This is a genomic window from Pseudomonas lalkuanensis (genome assembly GCF_008807375.1).
GTDB classification, from domain to species: Bacteria; Pseudomonadota; Gammaproteobacteria; order Pseudomonadales; family Pseudomonadaceae; genus Metapseudomonas; species Metapseudomonas lalkuanensis.
The window spans coordinates 3,779,935-3,797,427 of sequence record NZ_CP043311.1; the positions used below are offsets into that span (position 1 = coordinate 3,779,935).

Consider the following 17,493-nt stretch of genomic DNA (forward strand, 5'->3'; position numbering starts at 1 on the left):
CGCCAAACGAGTGACGGCGCTCGAGAATCACCTTGCAAGTGTGCAGTTCGATGCGCTGGGCAATCTGCACCGACAGCTGAACTTGTCGTCAGCTCGCCAACAGTCGTTCGCACTCACCGTCCAGATATGAGTCAACTGCCGAGACGTCGAGCTTCCCTTCCTTGTACCAAGCATTCAGTTCCTTGAGCGCCAGCGTGCCGAAGCGCACCCAGGCAATAAGATTGGAGCGCAGCATGAACTGGATCATGTCGCCGCCCGAACGAATCGCGGCATCGGCACCATCGACTAGGCACAGGGTTCCGTGGGCCACCAGCAGCATCCGCCGAAGCTCGGGATTGGAAGCGGAAGGGATGCACTCTGACCAATCCTTTTGGTGATAGAAGCGCTGCTTCACGACCCAGGTTACGCGGGTCAGCAGTTCGCTGAGCAGCACCGGTATCGCCATCGCCAGCCCATGACGGAGGTCGTAGCCCTGTTCGAATACCTGGACGGCGACCTTCGCGAAGGTTTGCTTGTGTTGTCCGAACTCGCCGACGTTGATGAACTGCAGCAGTGAGAAGAACGGAATGGGGATACCCGATCCACGCTGCTGTGCGCCGGACGATCCTGCTACGTCCGAGAACAGGTGCCCCAGCCAGTTGATGAAGCCGCAGAATAGCTTGGCAACCAGGTTCGACCCTTTGAGTTCAAAGGTGTCAGTGTCGACGCTGATGAGCCGGCCGCCATCGACAAAATGGGCCGTACTGGTGAACTGATCCAGTATCGAGAAGAACAGCCCAACCAGATCTGGGGAGTGGGCAAGGCTCTTGATGTGATGATTGCGCGTGCTCATCGCAAACAGGCCATCGACGTCACCCCCGTGCCGATGGTCGTAATTGACCTTGTACTTGCGCTCGAGGAATCCGATCGCACTAGCTGTCGGATTCTTACCTTCACGGGGACCTTTCCAGCCATTCCAGGAAGCGAACTTCTCCACCGCCTTATCTGTCATGTCATCCGTGAATTGAGTAAGCGAACCTTGGCCGGGAAGACCGACGAACAGCACGTCGACCAATCCGCCTATCAAGCCGCAGGTACCTGCGATCATGTAGTCGTATTTGTCGCACTGTACGCCTTTGAAAGAGAACTCGTCCCTGATGCGCTTCTCTAGAGCAATGCGTTGACTAGTGCTCATCAGATCGCGGAAAGGGTCTTGCCCGATCTCGATCTGATGTCGCTGCGCATACGAGGCCACTTGATCCAGGTAGTTGCGCCAATCGCTTCCACCGTCCATCTCGATGAAGTCGAGGCCAGGGAGCGGCGCGCGGATACTCACGAATTCTTCCTGTACGAGGAGGCTGCTCTCGATGAGCAGTGCGTCCTCTTCGTCCGCGTCGAAAATCACCTGGCTTTCTTCGACGAGCGTTCCCGCCTGGAACAGCATCAGTTCGAGATGCTGAAGGTTTTCGGCCTGGAGAGCTTGCATGTCCTCCAGGGCACTATCCAGCAGCCCGAGATGCCCCTGAGCCGCGTCCGTTTGGTGCTTCTGCACAAGCATTGCTTGTGCATGCTCGATCAACGGTTCCTTCTTGCTCATGAGAAGAACCCGATCAGCTTGTCCTTGGCCTTGTCGGCCATGTCCGCGGCGCCACCTGCGAGCACGTCGCTAACGTTGAAGTACCCGACCGCTTCGAAGGCCCGGGCCAGGTTATCCAGATCTTTAGCCGAAACGCCTGATTTGACTGCCAGCTTGGTGGTCTCGACCTGCTGCCCGTCCTTCTCCTGGGTGAATGAGCGCTCCTCGTAGAAACCTCTGATGAAGTCGTACAGCTCCGCTTTGGTCGGCTCTTTGGTGAGGGTCTTCAGCTTGGCCTCGTCCAGGAATCGGGCGCAGCGCAGTTTGGTGGCACTGCTCTGCGCCGCCTCGGATTTGCTGGTGAGCACGGCCCCAGCGCCGGTCATCTGTCCCATCATGGCCATGAGGCGCTGGATCTTCTGGCTTTGCTCGCCGTGGTTTGCCAGGGCCTGGTTCAACCGCTCGGTGATGTGATTGATGTCCTGCATCAGCAGGGAGATGGTGGCCTGGGTTTGCTTGATGACCTCGACCAGCATCAACTCGCGTCGTTTCGAGCGCGTCAGCTCGTCAGCTCCGGTCAGTTTGCGCACCCCCGCATACGCACCAACGCCGATCAGCACGGCAACGCCGATTCCGGTCGTCATGCCCGACAGGCCCAGCAGGCCGCCCATCCCCAGGGTTGCCAGGCCCGACGTCAGGCCTGCGGCCGACATGCCGATCACCGAGCCTGAGAGATACACCGCAGCCAGGGGGGTACCGACAGCAGCCGCTTTTGCGGAAAGCAGCTTCAACGAGCTGACGATCTGATCGTCCGTGACGTCTTCCTTGAGCATGCTGTGGTCGTTGCGGATAGCTGCCACGGCGAGATCAATCTCGTCATCGGTGATCTGCAGGAGCGCACGGTTGTTCTGTAGGAAGCCGAATTCGGTCAGCGAGCTTCCACCGGTAGAGAAGTAGAGGTTGATCAAGTCCTTGGTCAGCGAAATGTGCAACGACCTGATCTGCCCTTGTGGGCAATGGCTGTCAATTTCCGCCAGCAGGGTCTCGATCGGCACGGCCCGCTCGAAAGCGGTCATGTAGGCTCGCACGCTGAAGCGAGACTCGGGGCTGAGGTTCAGACGAGTCATCAGCAGCAGGATCTCTGCAAACTCCTTCTCGTCGATGATGGCGTCGTTGTCATAGGCCATATTCACGATGACCTTGAGGTAGGCCACCTTGACCGACTCGTCCATTTCGTCGATGGGTATTAGTTGCTTTTCGTCCTGGAAATCGCTGAAGTTGTCGATCACGCCCTGCAGCACTGACGCAAGCACCGCGTAGTCACAGTCCGTCAGATCCTTGATCACAAGCTGGCTATCGTCCGTCCTGTGGATGATCAGGGAGTGTTCCAGCTTGTCCAGGTTCTTCCCGGTATGCAGTTGGGCGTATTTGGCGGTGGCGATCGCCTTATAGGGGAACTGGATGGGGTCAGAGAAGCCAGAGCGATAGATTAGTTGCTCACCCGTAAATAGCAGACCGTCTTTGCCGGTGCCAAACAGCGTGTTGTCGAATAGCGCCACGACGTTCGCCGGCACGCCGGCGTATCCGAAAGCCTTGATCGCGTTGTTCAGCTTTTTTTCGTCGATGCCGGGAGCGATGGAAATGTTCTTGGTAGAGATTGATCCCAGATTTTCGCGAAGATAGGCGCTAGCGCTCATGGAAGGTCCTTTTCTAGGTTAAGCGAGTCGCGACATGCTAACCCGCATGATGGCCGAATGCCATTTGCACCAAAGACGATTGCGCCTTGTGCAGATGCAGGTTAAGTATCGGATCCCTCCCGGGCCGCATGGGCACGCTTGAGCTCGGAATACTCGCGATATAGCTCGTAGCCTTTCTTGATCACCACCACTAACCCGATTGCTGCCAGCAGATTTTTCATAGGTACTCCTTGCTGCTTGTTCGAAACTCTTTGCCTGACGGGGCCTGCATCACTTGAGCAGGTCAACCTGGCGCTGGAGCTGCTCGACATGAAAGAGCTCTGCCCTAACGGCTGCCTGCAACTCCATTACCTCCGCTTGTAGTTCGGCAGAGTGAGCGCGTTCCCCATCCAGTTGCAGGCGGAGAAATGTGCCGTGCTCCCTGAGTGCATCACAGCGCAACCAGAGCATCGCCATGGCCCCCGTCGCAACCAGCAGAACGAGTGACACCACGCCAACAAGCCACCAGGCCAATGTAAGGAAATCCATGCCATCTATCTCCCTGTTGAATCCGTAGAAAGATGGAATAAGGATATGTAGGCTTTTATTGCACATCCATAATGTCTACATATACAGGTAAACAATCCGAGCAGATGGAGGTGGCATAAAACGCGAGCAATCGGTCAAGACTGTCCGCTGGAGCCCAGCACTTCGCTATCGAATGATCAAGACCGTCGCCTGGTGGGAACGCCGCCTGACTACCAATCACCCAATGCAGTGCTTCGGCATTAGCCACCAGTAGGCGTCAAAGGACATCAATTCCTATATCAGCGAGCACGCGCCGAAGAACCTGGAATATGACAAGCATTTGAAGGGGTACGTACCGAGCCGCCGCTTCCAACAGCTGTTCATCGACGACAGCACCAGTGCCTACCTGCACCTGCTGAACCAAAACCATGACCGAGCTCCGCATGTCGAGAGCCTGGGATTGGCCTATGCGCATACCGAGCTGCTACAGGCGCCGGATCGCACGGTGCGCCCGGAACTGCTGCACCCTCTTGGAGTGCGCCGCGCCCGCCTGATCGCCCCGCATACCCTGGCTTGCACCGGGATGCATTGGCAGGTACGGGCCAGGCGTCGGTCAGGTGTGTCAGGGGCGCCCATAGCGTAACGCCAGAAATACCCGCCCGCTCCCGGAGAGCGGCCGTCTCCCGCCTGGCAGTGGATCGGATTCCAAAAAACTTCAGACCTGTATTACCTAAGGGAAGACGGGCAAGTATCGCCCTCTTTAGCCCCTATCCCTTTGAACAGGAGCTTGAACGATGTCGATCTGCTGTCCTGCGTGTAACTCTAAGAACATCACCACTCGCAATATTGCCCGCAAGCTGGGCGGTAGCGTTGGAGCCATAGGCGGTGCCGCAACAGGCGCTGCCAGCGCCGTGACCGGAGCGCAAAGTGGCGCGGCTCTGGGTGCCGTTGCTGGCCCAATTGGCGCTGCACTCGGTGGCTTGGCTGGCGCGATTCTGGGCGGCCTAGCTGGCGGCGCTGTTGGCAGCCTTGCCGGTGCTCGCATGGGCGAGGAAATCGATGCCAGGGTTCTCGACAACCTCGAATGCCAGGCCTGCGGCCACGTGTTTTCGGTCACTGAAAACTAGCCCTCCTCCTGCGATGCGACGCCCCCATTTGGCACCTCTCACCCTCACTTTCCACGCGCGTTGATGCTCGCTACTTCAGCCGGGTACTGGCGCTCGCCAGTTCCCCTAGCAAGGAGATTTTTATGGCTCACCTAATCGAGCAAATGGCTTATGTCGGCGCTACGCCTTGGCATGGCCTGGGTAATCAACTCACCCAGAAGCAACCCCTCGAAGTCTGGCAGCGCGAAGCTGGCATGGACTGGCAAATCCTGGAAAGCCCCGTGCACTTCAAGTCGGATGCCATCGGCCATCTGGGCACCATCCACTCGTTCCCGGAACAGAAGGTGCTCTATCGTTCCGATACCAAGACTCCGCTGTCGGTCGTCTCCCAGCGTTACCACACCGTGCAGCCACGCGAGGTGCTGGAGTTCTACCGGGATCTCACTGAGGTCTCGGGCTATGAGCTGGAAACGGCTGGTGTGCTCAAGGGCGGCCGCAAACTCTGGGCGCTGGCGCGTACCGGGCAAGGCGTAGCCGTGAAAGGCAACGACCAGGTCAATGGCTACCTGCTGTTGGCCACCTCCTGCGACGGCACGCTGGCCACTACCGCAACCCCCACTACCGTGCGCGTAGTGTGCAACAACACCCTGACTATCGCCCTGGACGGTACCAGTCGCGCGATCAAGGTGCCGCACAACACACGCTTTGATTCGCACGCGGTGAAAAAGCAGCTCGGTATCGCCGTCTCGCAATGGGATGACTTTATGTACCGCATGCGCGCACTGGCCGAGCGCAAGGTGCAGTGGCATGAGGCGCTGGGCTTCTTCATGAATGTGATGTGCGAAACCAGCCCGACCGGCGCTCTGCCGGAGCAACTGCCCAACGAACGCGCGTTGCGCAAAGTCCAGGAGCTATACGAAGGCCGCGGCCGCGGTAGTCAGCTGGACTCGGCACGCGGTACCGCCTGGGGCCTGCTTAACGCCGTCACCGAGTACGTCGATCACGAGCGCCGTGCGCGCAGCAACGAGTACCGCATGGACTCTGCCTGGTTCGGGCAGGGCGCTCAGATCAAACAACGCGCTCTGGATGCCGCGCTGCAGCTCGCCGCTTAACCCTTACTCACAACACTCTCGCGCCCGGTCAGCCTTGTGCTGACCGGGCGTATTTATGTCTGCAGGTGAATACGATGAAAGCAACGTCATTGAACAGCAGCACCCGCAAGAAACGCCCTGCCCTGCGCCTGGTCAGCACCAAGGAGCTGCCACGCGAGGATTGGCTGCAGATCCGCAAGCAAGGTATCGGCAGTTCGGATGCCGCCGCTGCGGTCGCCCTGAATCCCTACAAATCGCAGCTGGAACTGTGGTTGGAGAAGACCGGACGCGATGCTCGCTTGCCGAAGGCTGATCCCCACGATGAGGAAAGCCCGATGTACTGGGGCAATGTCCTGGAACCCATCGTGGCCTGGCACTACAGCAAGCGCACCAAGAACCGCGTACGACGCATCAACGCCGTACTGCAGCATCCCAATCCAGAGCTGCCCTGGATGCTGGCCAATATCGACCGCGAGGTAATCGGGGCCGACGACGTGCAGATACTCGAATGCAAGACCGCCGGCATAAACGGGGCACGCCTCTGGAAAGAAGGCGTGCCCGAGTATGTGCAGTTGCAGGTCATGCACCAGTTGGCGGTTACCGGCAAACAGACGGCCGACGTGGCGGTGTTACTCGGCGGCCAGGCGCTGGAGATCCACCGCATCGAGCGGGATGAGCAGATGATCGCTCGCCTGATCGAGCTGGAGCGCAAGTTCTGGCAGTACGTGGAGACCGAGACGCCTCCGCCGGCCGATGGCACCGCATCTGCTGAAGCGGCCCTGCGTTGCCTCTATCCAGAGGACAACGGCCAGGTCGTCGATTTCAGCCGCAATGCCGGACTGACCGCCGCCTTCATCGAGCTCAAAGCCGTTCGACAGTCGATTGCCGACAAGGAGAAGCGCGAGGCCGAGCTCAAGCAGATGTTGCAGCAAGCCATGGGCGATGCCTGCCGGGCTGAGTTCGCCAGCGGCTATGTCAGCTGGCGCAAGGCCAAGGACAGCATCGGCTTGGACGTCGTCCAGTTGCTCAAAGACAAGCCGTACCTGCAGGCCAAGTACCCGCTGCTGAAACCCGGTGCGCGGCGCTTCTTGGTCGGCTGAATCCAACCGCTTCCATCTGTTCCCTCCCCCCTTGGCCAGTCCGTGCAGTTCACGCTGCATGGCTGGCCTTTTTTCGTTTCCAGGAGAACCACCATGTTGAAAGGTCTAGCTCTGACACCCCCGGTGATTGGGCGCATCTCCATCGGCAAAGTTGTTGAGAAGAACGGCAAGCGTCTGCCGGAAAAGGATGATCAGTTCACCATCACCTCACAGGTGCAAAGCAAGGATGGCTGGCTACTGCACCCGCTCAACGACCAGCTGCGCCAGGGTAAAGAAGACAAGCTGCGCAGTATCCCGATTCGCCTGATGTTCAACGAACCCGAGCTTAATTTCCGCGCCGACTACACCCTTTTCGATCGGCAAACCGGGCGACCGGTTTGTGTGGGTAATGGTGAAACCTGCAAGCGCATTGGCCAGGATGGAATCCAGTCACTGCCGTGCCCCTCCCCCGATGCCTGCCAACTCGCCAAAGGTGGCGCCTGCAAGCCGTATGGCCGACTGAATGTCGTCATTGGCGATGATGATCCGCTGGGCAGCTTTGTCTTCCGTACCACTGGTTTCAACAGCATTCGTACCCTCGCGGCACGCTTGAAATACTTCCAGGCCATTTCAGGCAACCGTCTGGCCTGCTTGGCGTTGGAGCTGCGTCTGCGCGGCAAGTCCACCCGGCAAAGCCATGGCACGCCAATTTTCTACGTGGACATCACGCTGCGTAGCGGTATGAGCGTGGAGGAGAACCTGCTGGCCGCCAAGCAATTGGATGAGGCACGGCAATCAGCTGGCTTCGATCAGCGCGCGCTGGATAGTGCAGCGCAACAAGGGTTAGGCAATGGCACCTTTGAAGACAACGAGGAGGACAGCGGCGCCATTGTCGATGAGTTCTTCCCGCTCACCGAGCCAGCGCCCGCCATCAGCGAGCCCTCATCCTCACAGCGCATAACCCTGGCCGCCAAGCTGGAATCGCTCAGCAGCGAATCGAGGCCCTAACCCATCAGGAGACTCACCATGGAAACACGATGCCTGATCTGCGAATCGACCCTGGTCATCACCAAGGCTCAGGCCCAAGCATTCTCGCTTCTGTTGGGAACCTTAGGCGGCTTCTTGGACGGCTTTTCGCAGACGCGAGACCAGCGCAGTGGACACGGAAACCGCAGTACCGGCGAAACCTTTCAGGCCGGGCTGGAGCTGGTTACAAGTGCCGTAGAAAGCGCTACCTCTGGGTGTGCCCAAAGCTGGGAGTTCGCCCAGGACGTTCAGCGTTATCACTTCGGAGAATTCGACTGCCTTTGCCTGCGCTGCGGTGCACGTTTCGACCAGCACCTCAGCGATACCGTCACGCCCCAGCCAGGCGATCCGCCAACTGCTCGACCATCCCAAGGATCAGCTGGCGATCCGCAGGTGCGACCGTAGCCAGCAGGCGGCTGATTCGCTGGGCCTGGTCATCGGCTCGCGGACTTGCTTCTGTCAGCAAGTCCGCGGCCTCGCACTCGAAAATGGCAGCAAACTCCAGCAAGCGAGAAATGTTGGGGATGACGATACCCCGCTCGATACGGGAAACCGCCTCGCTGCCAATACCAAGCCGCTCGGCAACGTCCTCTTGCGTCATACACGCGCGGACACGCTGCTTGGCAATCGCTCGACCTACTGCTTCAGCCAAGTGCCTCTGATCAATCTCGGACATGTCGCCTCCCATCTCGCCCTGGATGGTTGGCGAACCACTTATTGACATGAAGGACCTAAAGAGTTGAATCTCAACCTCTAATGCCTACACACGACTTAAACAGCTAGGGAATCACCTCTGCAGGATGCAGCCCGCTTCAATCCCCCCTTTCATTTTCAGACCATTCGAGGATCACATGAGCCTGCGAAAGATCATTCTCGTGCCATTTCTGCCCCTGGCTCTGGTCGGATGCAACGACGCCATCGATACCGTCAAGAATGGTCGAATGAAAATCAACGATCAATACACCGTCGACCAAGCATTCAGTAATCGAAGCATTTGCGACAGCGTCGATTGGAACGTCATCACCGATGATAGAAACAGAGAGCTCGTCCAGTACAAATGCCATATCACCGGCATCGAGTCGTACTACGAACGGGAAAAACAACGCACCCGGGAGAACTTACTCAGCGGCTTCGATATGGAAAGACGTGCTGCTCAAGTCCACTTGGAACCGGCACGCATGGAGGTGGAGGCAGCCGAAAACGCGCTGAATAAACCACGTCCCACCAGCAGTGTCTCCTTGGACAGCGACCAGCTCAATGAGCTGCTGGCCCAGGAGGCCTTGCTCACCGAAAATCCCCCTTCACGATCGCTTCAGAACTACACCGGCAGCCCAGAGGTTGCTGAAGCCGCGCAGCGCTACTTCCTCAGCTACGTGCGTGACCCAGCCTCCCCTCAATTCGCCGCGCACAAGCAGAACGAACGGGAGCTGCTTCAGACCATGGAGGCCGCACGCGCCAAGGTGCAAGCCGATATTGACGAAGAACGCGCTCGCCTGAGCGAAGTCCAGAACGCTCGAGGGCAAGAATCTGTGGCTTATGCTCAGCAGCGCCTGGATCGGGCAAAAGAGCTTTATGAAAACCTGCAAAACTCCGTTGCCACAAAGCTTGAAGAGCTGGATGCCCAGCACGCTGCCAAGCTGAAGCAATTTGACGATGCCGCCACCATAGAGTCAGTGGCCGAGGTCTTTCAGTGGGTCGTAAAGGGAGAAGAGATCGAGCTCGTTTGGTCGGGACTGGAAGGCACCTACAGCGACGGGCAGGTCAATACGTTCGGCCATATCAATCGGCTCGGGAGCCTACAGGACGTCTACCGCAATAGCGCGGAAACCTATTCAGATCTGCGCCAAAAAGCGCCACTGATGTAGGCATGCTCATGAAGCTCCTGACAACACTCATCCCTGTATTGCTACTGGCGTCATCGATCAACGCGCAGGCCAATACCTATTGCGACTCCAGACGATCCGCCCATGAGGTTGAGACCTGCTATCGACAATCTCTGACGGCGCTCAAGAGAGCTGTCGACAAAGGCCTCAACAAAATCATGAGCAGCCCGAACTACAGCGAGGCAACCAAGCAGAACGTCCTGCAGGAGCAGCAAGCCTGGGAGCAGAGAGTCCAAGCCAGCTGCCAGAATTACGCTTGCGTTGAATATCAATTCCAGGGCCGGCTGCTTCAGCTGGGTCGATTGAAAGAAGACCCAGCACCAACCGAAGTGGATGCCGAAGCGTGCTTGGATGCCTGGATCGATGCCTATCGACAAGAAGAAGGAGACGAAGTCGCGATCATCCACGACCAGATCACCGAATGGCAGCAATGGTGCAGTGAAGGCCGCTTGCCCTGATGACCTACTGACATAGCTGACCAGAAATACCGGTTCAGCGTCCCCCCCTCAAACCGCCAGATCAGTCGATGGTCTGGCGGTTTTTTTATGCCCCTGTGTGCAAACACAGCCGTATGGAGGTCCTATGACTGCCAAGTTTAAAGCCGGCGAGTCCGCTGGCACCTATATCGCCGATGCACCTGTGACCGAAGCCGATATCGTGCAGATGGCACAACGCCTAGCCAGCAAGCGGCTGCGTAAAGGCCAGGCCTTGCATCAACCCAAGGAAGTCTTTAGCTATCTGCAGATCCTGCTGCAGGGCTATGAACACGAGGTATTTGCACTGCTACTGCTGGACTGCAAACACCGTGTCATTCGATTCGAGGAGCTGTTCCGCGGCACCCTGGATGGTGCCAGCGTCTACCCACGGGAGGTCGTCAAGGTTGCGCTGGAGCACAACGCTGCAGCAATGGTGATGGTGCATAACCACCCTTCCGGCGATCCTGAACCCAGCCAGGCAGACCGTGTGCTGACCAGTAGACTCAAACAGGCTCTAGAGATGGTGGGCGTACGCACGCTCGACCACATTGTTGTGGGTGCTGAAGGCTGCGTATCGCTCGCCGAACAGGGATACCTGTGAAACTGCGACGGGTCTTCCTTGAAGACACACATCGAGATTGATCATCACCGGATAGATCCAGCGTGGGCAGCGTAGCAGCTGCCCACGTCGATCCATGCCCGATATTTTTTTACCAAGGCCAAGGCCAAGGTCAAGGTCAAGGTCAAGGAGCCTTCTACACCTGCAGACGGGCGCGATGACAACCCCATCTGCGATTGCATCGTAGGGTTACAGAGATGCCTGGCCATCTCGCTCCCGAAGCCGAGCCAGAATCCATTCCTGCACCTCGGACTCAACCCACGCTACAGCCTTGCCTCCCAATGCAACCGAGCTTGGGAAGCTCCCCTCCTTCATGACCTTGTAGACAGTAGAACGGCCAAGACCGGTCAGTCGCATCACTTCTTTCAGTCGAATCAGCCTCATGGTCGGCACTCCGATAGTTAGTCCATGAGATGGCTCAGGGCTGTGCGGTTTGAAGACGGCTAAGCTGGCTCATGCCAAAGTTACGCTGCCCGTCCCCATACACCTTGCTCTTCTTTTTGGCGAAATAGCTCAGGCGATAGAAGACCGCACGAAACTGTTTCTCGAAGTCCTTATGCTGGACCTGTAGAGGCGATACAGGTTGGGGCGCGAATAGAACACCCTTCATGGCGATCGTCCAATCCAGACCCAGTGCCACCCCCCAGGCTTTGAAGATGCGACCAGCAAGCATTTGGTCATAACTGCAATCATCTGACTGTAAATTCGTATAATCACCCAGGGAAAAATAAGCATCACGGCTAAGCATTAGCGCCAGGTGATAATGCGGACTTCTAGAACTCTCCCACTCGCGCACCCAGACATAGCGGAGCATCGGGTTGTACGCTCTCTTCCCTGCTGCAGTCTTGATAGACTGAGCATGAGCAAGCTGGCTTTTGAGGGATTCGATGAAGTCGGTTATTGCCCGCTGGGGCATAACACATCCCTCGGGCACATGAAGATCTAACCGAATCACTGTCCACCGTGGGTGGATCATCACAATATCTGAGAGCAAGGAGTGGATGCTCATCAGATAGTCAAACTTAATTTCATGGGGTAGCAATTGGACAGAAAGCCCTTGCCATTGCGTCGAGCCAAGTGGTGGTTGATAGTACATGGGTAGTTCCTATGATGATTTTCATAGGAACTACCCTGATCGGTAAACATTCACACACTCACGCCTAACAGCACTCACTACACACAGGACACACAGGACACACCTAGACTAACACTAAGACTAAACGACCTAGCATCTAATAATAATATTAACTAACCAACACAATAACAGTGCTCAACGATCAGTCTTTAGCCGCAGTTGATCAGGTAAATCAAGCAGACCTTGTTGGTGTCGGGCCATCAAATGCGCTCCGAACTTATCCCCTGCATCGCTGTCATCAGTGACAAGGTCAAGGCGCATCTTGCATGCCTCACCCTCACCCACGAGGTAGCAAACCATATTCCGACTCCCTCGCCCAAGCTCCTTAGAACGAGGAACAAAGGAAAGTAGTTTCTTTAGATCGCCAACCATGACAATTGAAATTTCCTCCGCAAGAACATGTAACACGTGAGACCTGGCATCAAGACCACGTAAATCCATATCCTCAATGGCTCTGTGGTACGAGCCATGACCTTGCACCGGCATTCGTAATAGCCTTAACAACGCCGACTGCACTCTAGGATAAAGAATGTTTGCATTCAAAAAATCACTTCCACCACCGGAGAACGCATGTGAGATAGCAGCGCAGCACTGATGGAAAACAAAGTTACGACTGGCCGAATCATTTAATAGCTCAAGCAACTCAGCCCTGACACCGACCTCGATTTCACTCACTTTCAACGCTCGACTATTAACAAGCCGCATCAGCTCCCTGGCGCTGAACTGATCCTCCCTTCCTGCAAACCACCCCAACACCCCCGTCAAATCAACCTGCCATGTATAGGCTCTAGGCCAACACGACAGCACTGCAGGCCCCAACAGAAAGTAAGTCTTGGTCTTGTCCTTTGCCCCGCGAGAAGCAAACGCTGCACCAGACACTACGAGCATCTTCTTTTGCTCGAGCCTACGAACGATCTCATAAAAAGTAGAAGGATCGACACTGGCCAACCTTGCTAAACGTGAAACACTCCAGCCATCAAGCACGCACAAACCCGGGCACGGGAGCAAACCCCACAGGATCGCCAAGAGAGCTCTTTCTGATATCGAAAGATCGCTAAACACAGGATCATCTGAACCCAGCAAGCGAATCAGCCAAGGCGCGTGAAAATCTCTCGGTGACGGTGAGAGCACTACTTCTTTCAAGGCCGGTGCAAGGCTGTAGATTGTTCTAGGCCTCCCGCTGGTTAGCTCCCGCCCCTCTATGAGTACACCCTGATCAACCAGGGCCTTTAAGCTTCGACTCAACGCGCCCTTGCTAAAGCCAGTGCCGTTGGCAAGACGCTGTACTCCGCCTACCCCGGCCTGATACGACACCCCTAGACCATATAACTCAACCAGTCTGAAAAGAAGGACGCGCGACCTAAGCGAAAGCGCCTTTCTGCAAGCGAAGGCACGACACGCTATGTACATCAGAGATACTTTATCCTCGTTTCCCACCCCATACACCTCGGAATAAAAACCATGTAATATCACGCGTGATATCTAATAAAATCACATGTGATCGCATGAAAAAAAAGCAATCTCGAAGCGACTGGTTCCACAAAGACCCTCGAATCCAAGACTGGTTGAAAAGCACGACTATTCCCTGGGCATGCGATGAATATGCTTTTCTGACATATCTGAATCATAGAACAGAGGATGAACTCAAGAAAATAAAGCAGCGCTGGAATTCATACACTCATAGATCGACAAGGAAATCCCTCAGCTGCGACATTTCACCAGCAACCTTTAGTACGCTTAAAAAAATACAAGGGAAGCGTGGCCTAACTGAAACCATTGAAGAAATAATCAATATTAACTACGAAGCAAAAAAGCACTACAAAATTTTTTTTGAAGAAAAGCTCAAAAGCAGACAATCTAAAAAACATATCGGCATTTCACGTGAGCTACATAATTTCAGCACCACTCTCGAGAAGATTGCAGCCCACCGATCAGAGCTCTCTAAACTGGAAGTAAAAATAGAAGAACAAGAAAACCAGATAGCCACGCTTAGGCTTATAGCTCTCACCTTGGCGGAAAAGATACTAAACAAAGGAATATCATTAGACTTGAGCATTACAGAGCACTTAAACAAAATTCTACAACCATCAAGCTTTGAGACTTATGATATTCCTAGCGACAAAAATCAGATGGAATAAATACGGACAGCCCAGCAATTAGCGTCGAGCACATAAGTCCCGCCTGCACCATGCTGCTATTCGAATCCCCCCCTAATTTCGCAGAAACCTTCGAGCGCTCGAATTTAGCTAAAGCAGTCGCTCGTCGGTGGCCGCTTTCGGCAGCGGAAGCAGTCATTTCTTTTTCAGAAATCAAAGTCAATTCATTCGGATTAAAAATCCATCACATGGCTCCGGCCCCAAAGCCAGTTGCTACTCATATCGGGGGAGACATCGCGTTCCATGAAGTACTCGCTGCAGTGCATAACGTTTGATATGAACTGTATGACCCATCTTGCCGAGGCATGTCAGCTCGATGGAAGGGTTAGAGATCACTCAGACCCAGTTCGATAAGTGATTGAGCCAAGAGTGCCTTTGACTCTTGATCATGATCGGGGTACCGAGAGCGTGCACCATTTGCACTTCCCGCAGGATGAATCATCGGAAGCACAAGCATCGAATGCCATTGAAACCGGCGACCGACCATGTGTGGAAGCTTTACGTCCCTCGGGCGCTCTATGCCAATCTCACGCAAGCAGAATCCGGGCTCTGCCGCTTCTTGCATTGATAGAAATGCCGTCCACGAAAGGCCGCCAAGGCAGACGAGAAGCTTTGGCCTTACAAGTGCAAGCTGCTGCTCTAGGAATGGCTGGCAATTCTTCACTTCGGCTGCGGTTGGCATCCGGTCTGTTGATGAGCCAGGCCGACGACCAGGGAAGCACTTGGTGACAGAGGTTTGATAGACGGTGCGTTCGAAGTTCGAAAGACCGCACGCTGTAAATTGGGCTTTGATGGATTTTCCGGCGTCCCCTTGAAATGGGGCTCGCCGCTCGTACTCAGTCTTTCCAGGAGCTTGGCCTAGCAGAAAGATTGGGTAGCCAGTCCCACCACTGAAGATTGGACGGGGTTCGACACCGAATTTGGTTAGTGTTCTCTCGCACTTGCGACAGACTTTTATACATTCTTCCAAGCTTGAAAGAGTCACCATTTCGCCCTCGATCTCTCACTATAAAAAGACACCAAACGGTGTGTCTAAACACCCTACTTGGTGGATAACTTTCTCTTGTAGGTGGCAGCGAAAGCTCTAGCGTGTGCATTGAGCACAGACGCTGAAGTTATGCACCAATCTGACAAGTCATTTTCCAGCATCCTAGCCTAATGGCAGGCTCGCTTGCGAATGGGGACGAGTCAATGAGTCAGTAATTGGCCGCCGTGGACGTTCATGACAGGCAGCTTCTGGCCGCACGTTGCCGATGGCCGCAGACTGGAACTGGCCGGCTCTCGCCCTTCGCCAAAGTCAGCTACCGGCCAAAGCGGACACTAACGTTTGTACTCAGGGCCGGCCCTTCAGGACTGTCGCGCCTGCAGCGAATTGTTAGCCACTGCCAGGCCAACCACAAAGGGCGTCAAATTCAGCATACGTTTCTGTAGACTCCTTGATTGCCTGACCTAGAGGCATGAGCAAGCGGTCAAGCTCAGACTTATTTGCTCCCCCGCTAGCCGCAATCAGGTCATTAACGTATTTGACGAATATTGTGTAGCAATCAACTGCGCTCTTTCCTGTGCCAGATTGCTTCCACTTGTTTTTCTTGTCGAAAAGTAGCGACTTGCACTTCTGCCTCTCGTCGGCGGTCAATTTTCCGAAGACAGCCCAAAGCGACCTGATTGCGTGCTGGTCATAAATCGGATTGTTCTTGTCTCTCAGATGCATTGCAAAGGCATAGAACACCACATCGGTCTTGGTTGGCACTGGCTGCTCTGCAGCATAGGTCTCACAGAACCTCTTGTATGCCTTCCATCTTCCTAATTTCCACAAAAGAGCCTCTGCAAGGTCTTGTGGAGAATCCGAGATATTGTTCGAGAAATTTTCCGTGCCTACGAGCGGGGGGAATCTATCTTCGTTGTATTGATAACCAAGATTTTCTAGTTCTTTTATTGCTCCCTCAATTGAGGCCTTGTCTAAACCGTCCTCAAGAATCTTCTTCTGAAGACTGGCAATGAGTTTTCCCAGAGGGCTTTCTTTGGTCATCTGCGAAGTCTCGACTGCAGTGGCTAAGTTTGGTTAAAGGCCGGCCTTTAGCCCGCCCCAGTGAGCGGAGCGAGCGATTTGAACCATTTGTTATATTCCATGAACGATAGACTTTGCCCACCCGACTGGAAAAGAACAGGTATTTAGTGCTTCTACGATTTCCTCATGAAATTTTTTTATAACTTCATGGGCGCTTTTTGATTGCTGTGTTACAGAACTAAATTTGTAGTACTTTCCTAGCGACTCAATTGCGCTTAAAAAGTAACTAGTCCCCCATAGGCATATGAAAACACTGAATGAGTGCTTTTCATTCTTGGATTTAATATCTAGCTCATCATTGTCTGTAAGTGAGCAAAGTAGGTTATTTACTAAGTCTTCTTGGTTTTGGTGTGACTGGCCGCACATTGCTCTATATACGGTTCTGTATTCAATGTCTTTGCCTAGTTCTTTGTACAACTTCTCAATTGACATCGACCTTGGCTTCTCTGGCCACTTTCTCCCGGCAGCCTCTACAAATTTTTTGCAAATTTCTTTCGCCTTCAATTCGGTATCGTTTTTCTGAGCTATTAGCTTTTCATGAGGATGACCTTCCGTTCCGCTTATAGTTGTCTGCCATTTGTCATTCTTCCATTTTTGACCTTCGAAATAGCCGGCCAGGTAGTGTGTTAGATTTTCTTCGGCATCGCCATTTAGAATAAATTGAATGGCTAGCGTTGATTCAGTTAGCGTTCGAGAAATAACCTCTGCATCCTGCAGGTGCCCATTGGCAATTAGGGAAACCATACTGGCAAAGCTGTTCGATGACCTATGCAGCATGTTTAGTAAAAATCCGTCGAACGGGTTATTCCTATTTCTGAATTGATTAGTGCCTAGGCATTCGCAGAAAAGCAAGAATGCCGCATAGACTTCAGCAGTAATGATCTTAATCTTGGAGTCTAGAGTTTCAGGGGCGATGTTATGGTTGCCACAAAAAATACTTAATATTGCTTCCTTGGCCTCTGCATTCATTTGGTGCAACCTCTAGGAATTGCGAAATCTGGGGCAGTTCAGTGTCGGCGTTGACTGAGATTTCAGCGTCAAGCACGTACTTTCGTTTCCTGAGATCGCATAGGGAGTTTTTCAACAGAATCGGCC

At 54.5% G+C, this 17,493-nt stretch carries 18 protein-coding genes and 1 pseudogene; 9 read left to right on the forward strand and 10 right to left on the reverse strand.

Annotated features, from left to right (window positions below):
* Positions 1 to 88: 88 nt before the first annotated feature.
* The 3 genes from FXN65_RS17625 to FXN65_RS17635 form a co-directional block, all read right to left on the reverse strand.
* The gene (locus FXN65_RS17625; protein ID WP_151134800.1) at positions 89 to 1,576 is read right to left on the reverse strand and encodes a hypothetical protein; all 1,488 of its coding nucleotides are present in this window, start codon (positions 1,574 to 1,576) and stop codon (positions 89 to 91) included.
* Complete coding sequence (locus tag FXN65_RS17630) at positions 1,573 to 3,252, reverse strand: hypothetical protein (protein ID WP_151134802.1); 1,680 nt, start codon at positions 3,250 to 3,252, stop codon at positions 1,573 to 1,575. Before FXN65_RS17630 ends, FXN65_RS17625 begins: the two co-directional genes overlap by 4 nt.
* Before the next feature lie 270 nt (positions 3,253 to 3,522).
* Positions 3,523 to 3,780 carry a hypothetical protein gene (locus FXN65_RS17635; RefSeq protein WP_151134804.1) on the reverse strand — a complete coding sequence of 86 codons (258 nt, stop codon included), beginning with the start codon at positions 3,778 to 3,780 and terminating at the stop codon, positions 3,523 to 3,525.
* Positions 3,781 to 4,045: 265 nt separating this feature from the next.
* Here FXN65_RS17635 and FXN65_RS28300 point away from each other — a divergent pair.
* From FXN65_RS28300 to FXN65_RS17660, 5 genes and pseudogenes are all read left to right on the forward strand, one after another.
* Positions 4,046 to 4,363, forward strand: a pseudogene (locus tag FXN65_RS28300) (WYL domain-containing protein); the annotation flags it as partial.
* A 190-nt stretch (positions 4,364 to 4,553) separates the two neighbouring features.
* Positions 4,554 to 4,886 carry a hypothetical protein gene (locus tag FXN65_RS17645; protein WP_151134806.1) on the forward strand — a complete coding sequence of 111 codons (333 nt, stop codon included), beginning with the start codon at positions 4,554 to 4,556 and terminating at the stop codon, positions 4,884 to 4,886.
* Between the two features lie 122 nt (positions 4,887 to 5,008).
* On the forward strand, positions 5,009 to 5,977 hold the full coding sequence (locus FXN65_RS17650) for a DUF932 domain-containing protein (protein WP_151134808.1): 969 nt from the start codon (positions 5,009 to 5,011) through the stop codon (positions 5,975 to 5,977).
* 74 nt (positions 5,978 to 6,051) lie between these two features.
* On the forward strand, positions 6,052 to 7,056 hold the full coding sequence (locus tag FXN65_RS17655; RefSeq protein WP_151134810.1) for a YqaJ viral recombinase family nuclease: 1,005 nt from the start codon (positions 6,052 to 6,054) through the stop codon (positions 7,054 to 7,056).
* A gap of 93 nt (positions 7,057 to 7,149) precedes the next feature.
* Positions 7,150 to 8,043: a recombination directionality factor gene (locus tag FXN65_RS17660; RefSeq protein WP_151134812.1), complete on the forward strand. Its 894-nt coding sequence runs from the start codon at positions 7,150 to 7,152 to the stop codon at positions 8,041 to 8,043.
* A 346-nt stretch (positions 8,044 to 8,389) separates the two neighbouring features.
* On the opposite strand, the gene FXN65_RS17665 is transcribed toward FXN65_RS17660, so the two are convergent.
* Positions 8,390 to 8,737 carry a helix-turn-helix domain-containing protein gene (locus FXN65_RS17665; protein ID WP_151134814.1) on the reverse strand — a complete coding sequence of 116 codons (348 nt, stop codon included), beginning with the start codon at positions 8,735 to 8,737 and terminating at the stop codon, positions 8,390 to 8,392.
* A 175-nt stretch (positions 8,738 to 8,912) separates the two neighbouring features.
* On the opposite strand from FXN65_RS17665, the gene FXN65_RS17670 reads away from it, so the two are divergent.
* The 3 genes from FXN65_RS17670 (at position 8,913) to radC (ending at position 11,021) form a co-directional block, all read left to right on the forward strand.
* A complete protein-coding gene (locus FXN65_RS17670; protein ID WP_151134816.1) occupies positions 8,913 to 9,926 on the forward strand; it encodes a GumC domain-containing protein in 1,014 nt (337 codons plus the stop codon).
* A 2-nt stretch (positions 9,927 to 9,928) separates the two neighbouring features.
* Positions 9,929 to 10,402 carry a hypothetical protein gene (locus FXN65_RS17675; RefSeq protein ID WP_151134818.1) on the forward strand — a complete coding sequence of 158 codons (474 nt, stop codon included), beginning with the start codon at positions 9,929 to 9,931 and terminating at the stop codon, positions 10,400 to 10,402.
* 124 nt (positions 10,403 to 10,526) lie between these two features.
* Positions 10,527 to 11,021 carry a RadC family protein gene (gene radC / locus FXN65_RS17680; RefSeq protein ID WP_124984803.1) on the forward strand — a complete coding sequence of 165 codons (495 nt, stop codon included), beginning with the start codon at positions 10,527 to 10,529 and terminating at the stop codon, positions 11,019 to 11,021.
* 207 nt (positions 11,022 to 11,228) lie between these two features.
* Here the strand turns inward: radC and FXN65_RS17685 are convergent, their stop codons facing one another.
* The 3 genes from FXN65_RS17685 to FXN65_RS17695 all read right to left on the reverse strand — a co-directional run bounded on the left by FXN65_RS17685 (position 11,229) and on the right by FXN65_RS17695 (position 13,317).
* Positions 11,229 to 11,423, reverse strand: a complete 195-nt coding sequence (locus tag FXN65_RS17685) for an AlpA family transcriptional regulator (RefSeq protein ID WP_151134820.1) — start codon at positions 11,421 to 11,423, stop codon at positions 11,229 to 11,231.
* A 34-nt stretch (positions 11,424 to 11,457) separates the two neighbouring features.
* Complete coding sequence (locus FXN65_RS17690) at positions 11,458 to 12,135, reverse strand: inovirus Gp2 family protein (RefSeq protein WP_151134822.1); 678 nt, start codon at positions 12,133 to 12,135, stop codon at positions 11,458 to 11,460.
* 174 nt (positions 12,136 to 12,309) lie between these two features.
* Entirely contained in the window at positions 12,310 to 13,317 is a 1,008-nt protein-coding gene (locus FXN65_RS17695; RefSeq protein WP_151134824.1) for a hypothetical protein, read from the reverse strand.
* A 362-nt stretch (positions 13,318 to 13,679) separates the two neighbouring features.
* Here FXN65_RS17695 and FXN65_RS17700 point away from each other — a divergent pair, with 362 nt between their 5' ends.
* On the forward strand, positions 13,680 to 14,312 hold the full coding sequence (locus FXN65_RS17700; protein WP_151134826.1) for a hypothetical protein: 633 nt from the start codon (positions 13,680 to 13,682) through the stop codon (positions 14,310 to 14,312).
* 343 nt (positions 14,313 to 14,655) lie between these two features.
* On the opposite strand, the gene FXN65_RS28560 is transcribed toward FXN65_RS17700, so the two are convergent.
* From FXN65_RS28560 to FXN65_RS17715, 3 genes are all read right to left on the reverse strand, one after another.
* Positions 14,656 to 15,318: a uracil-DNA glycosylase gene (locus tag FXN65_RS28560; protein ID WP_151134828.1), complete on the reverse strand. Its 663-nt coding sequence runs from the start codon at positions 15,316 to 15,318 to the stop codon at positions 14,656 to 14,658.
* Between the two features lie 387 nt (positions 15,319 to 15,705).
* Complete coding sequence (locus FXN65_RS17710; RefSeq protein ID WP_151134831.1) at positions 15,706 to 16,359, reverse strand: hypothetical protein; 654 nt, start codon at positions 16,357 to 16,359, stop codon at positions 15,706 to 15,708.
* 90 nt (positions 16,360 to 16,449) lie between these two features.
* On the reverse strand, positions 16,450 to 17,367 hold the full coding sequence (locus tag FXN65_RS17715; protein WP_151134833.1) for a DUF5677 domain-containing protein: 918 nt from the start codon (positions 17,365 to 17,367) through the stop codon (positions 16,450 to 16,452).
* Between the last annotated feature and the right edge of the window lie 126 nt (positions 17,368 to 17,493).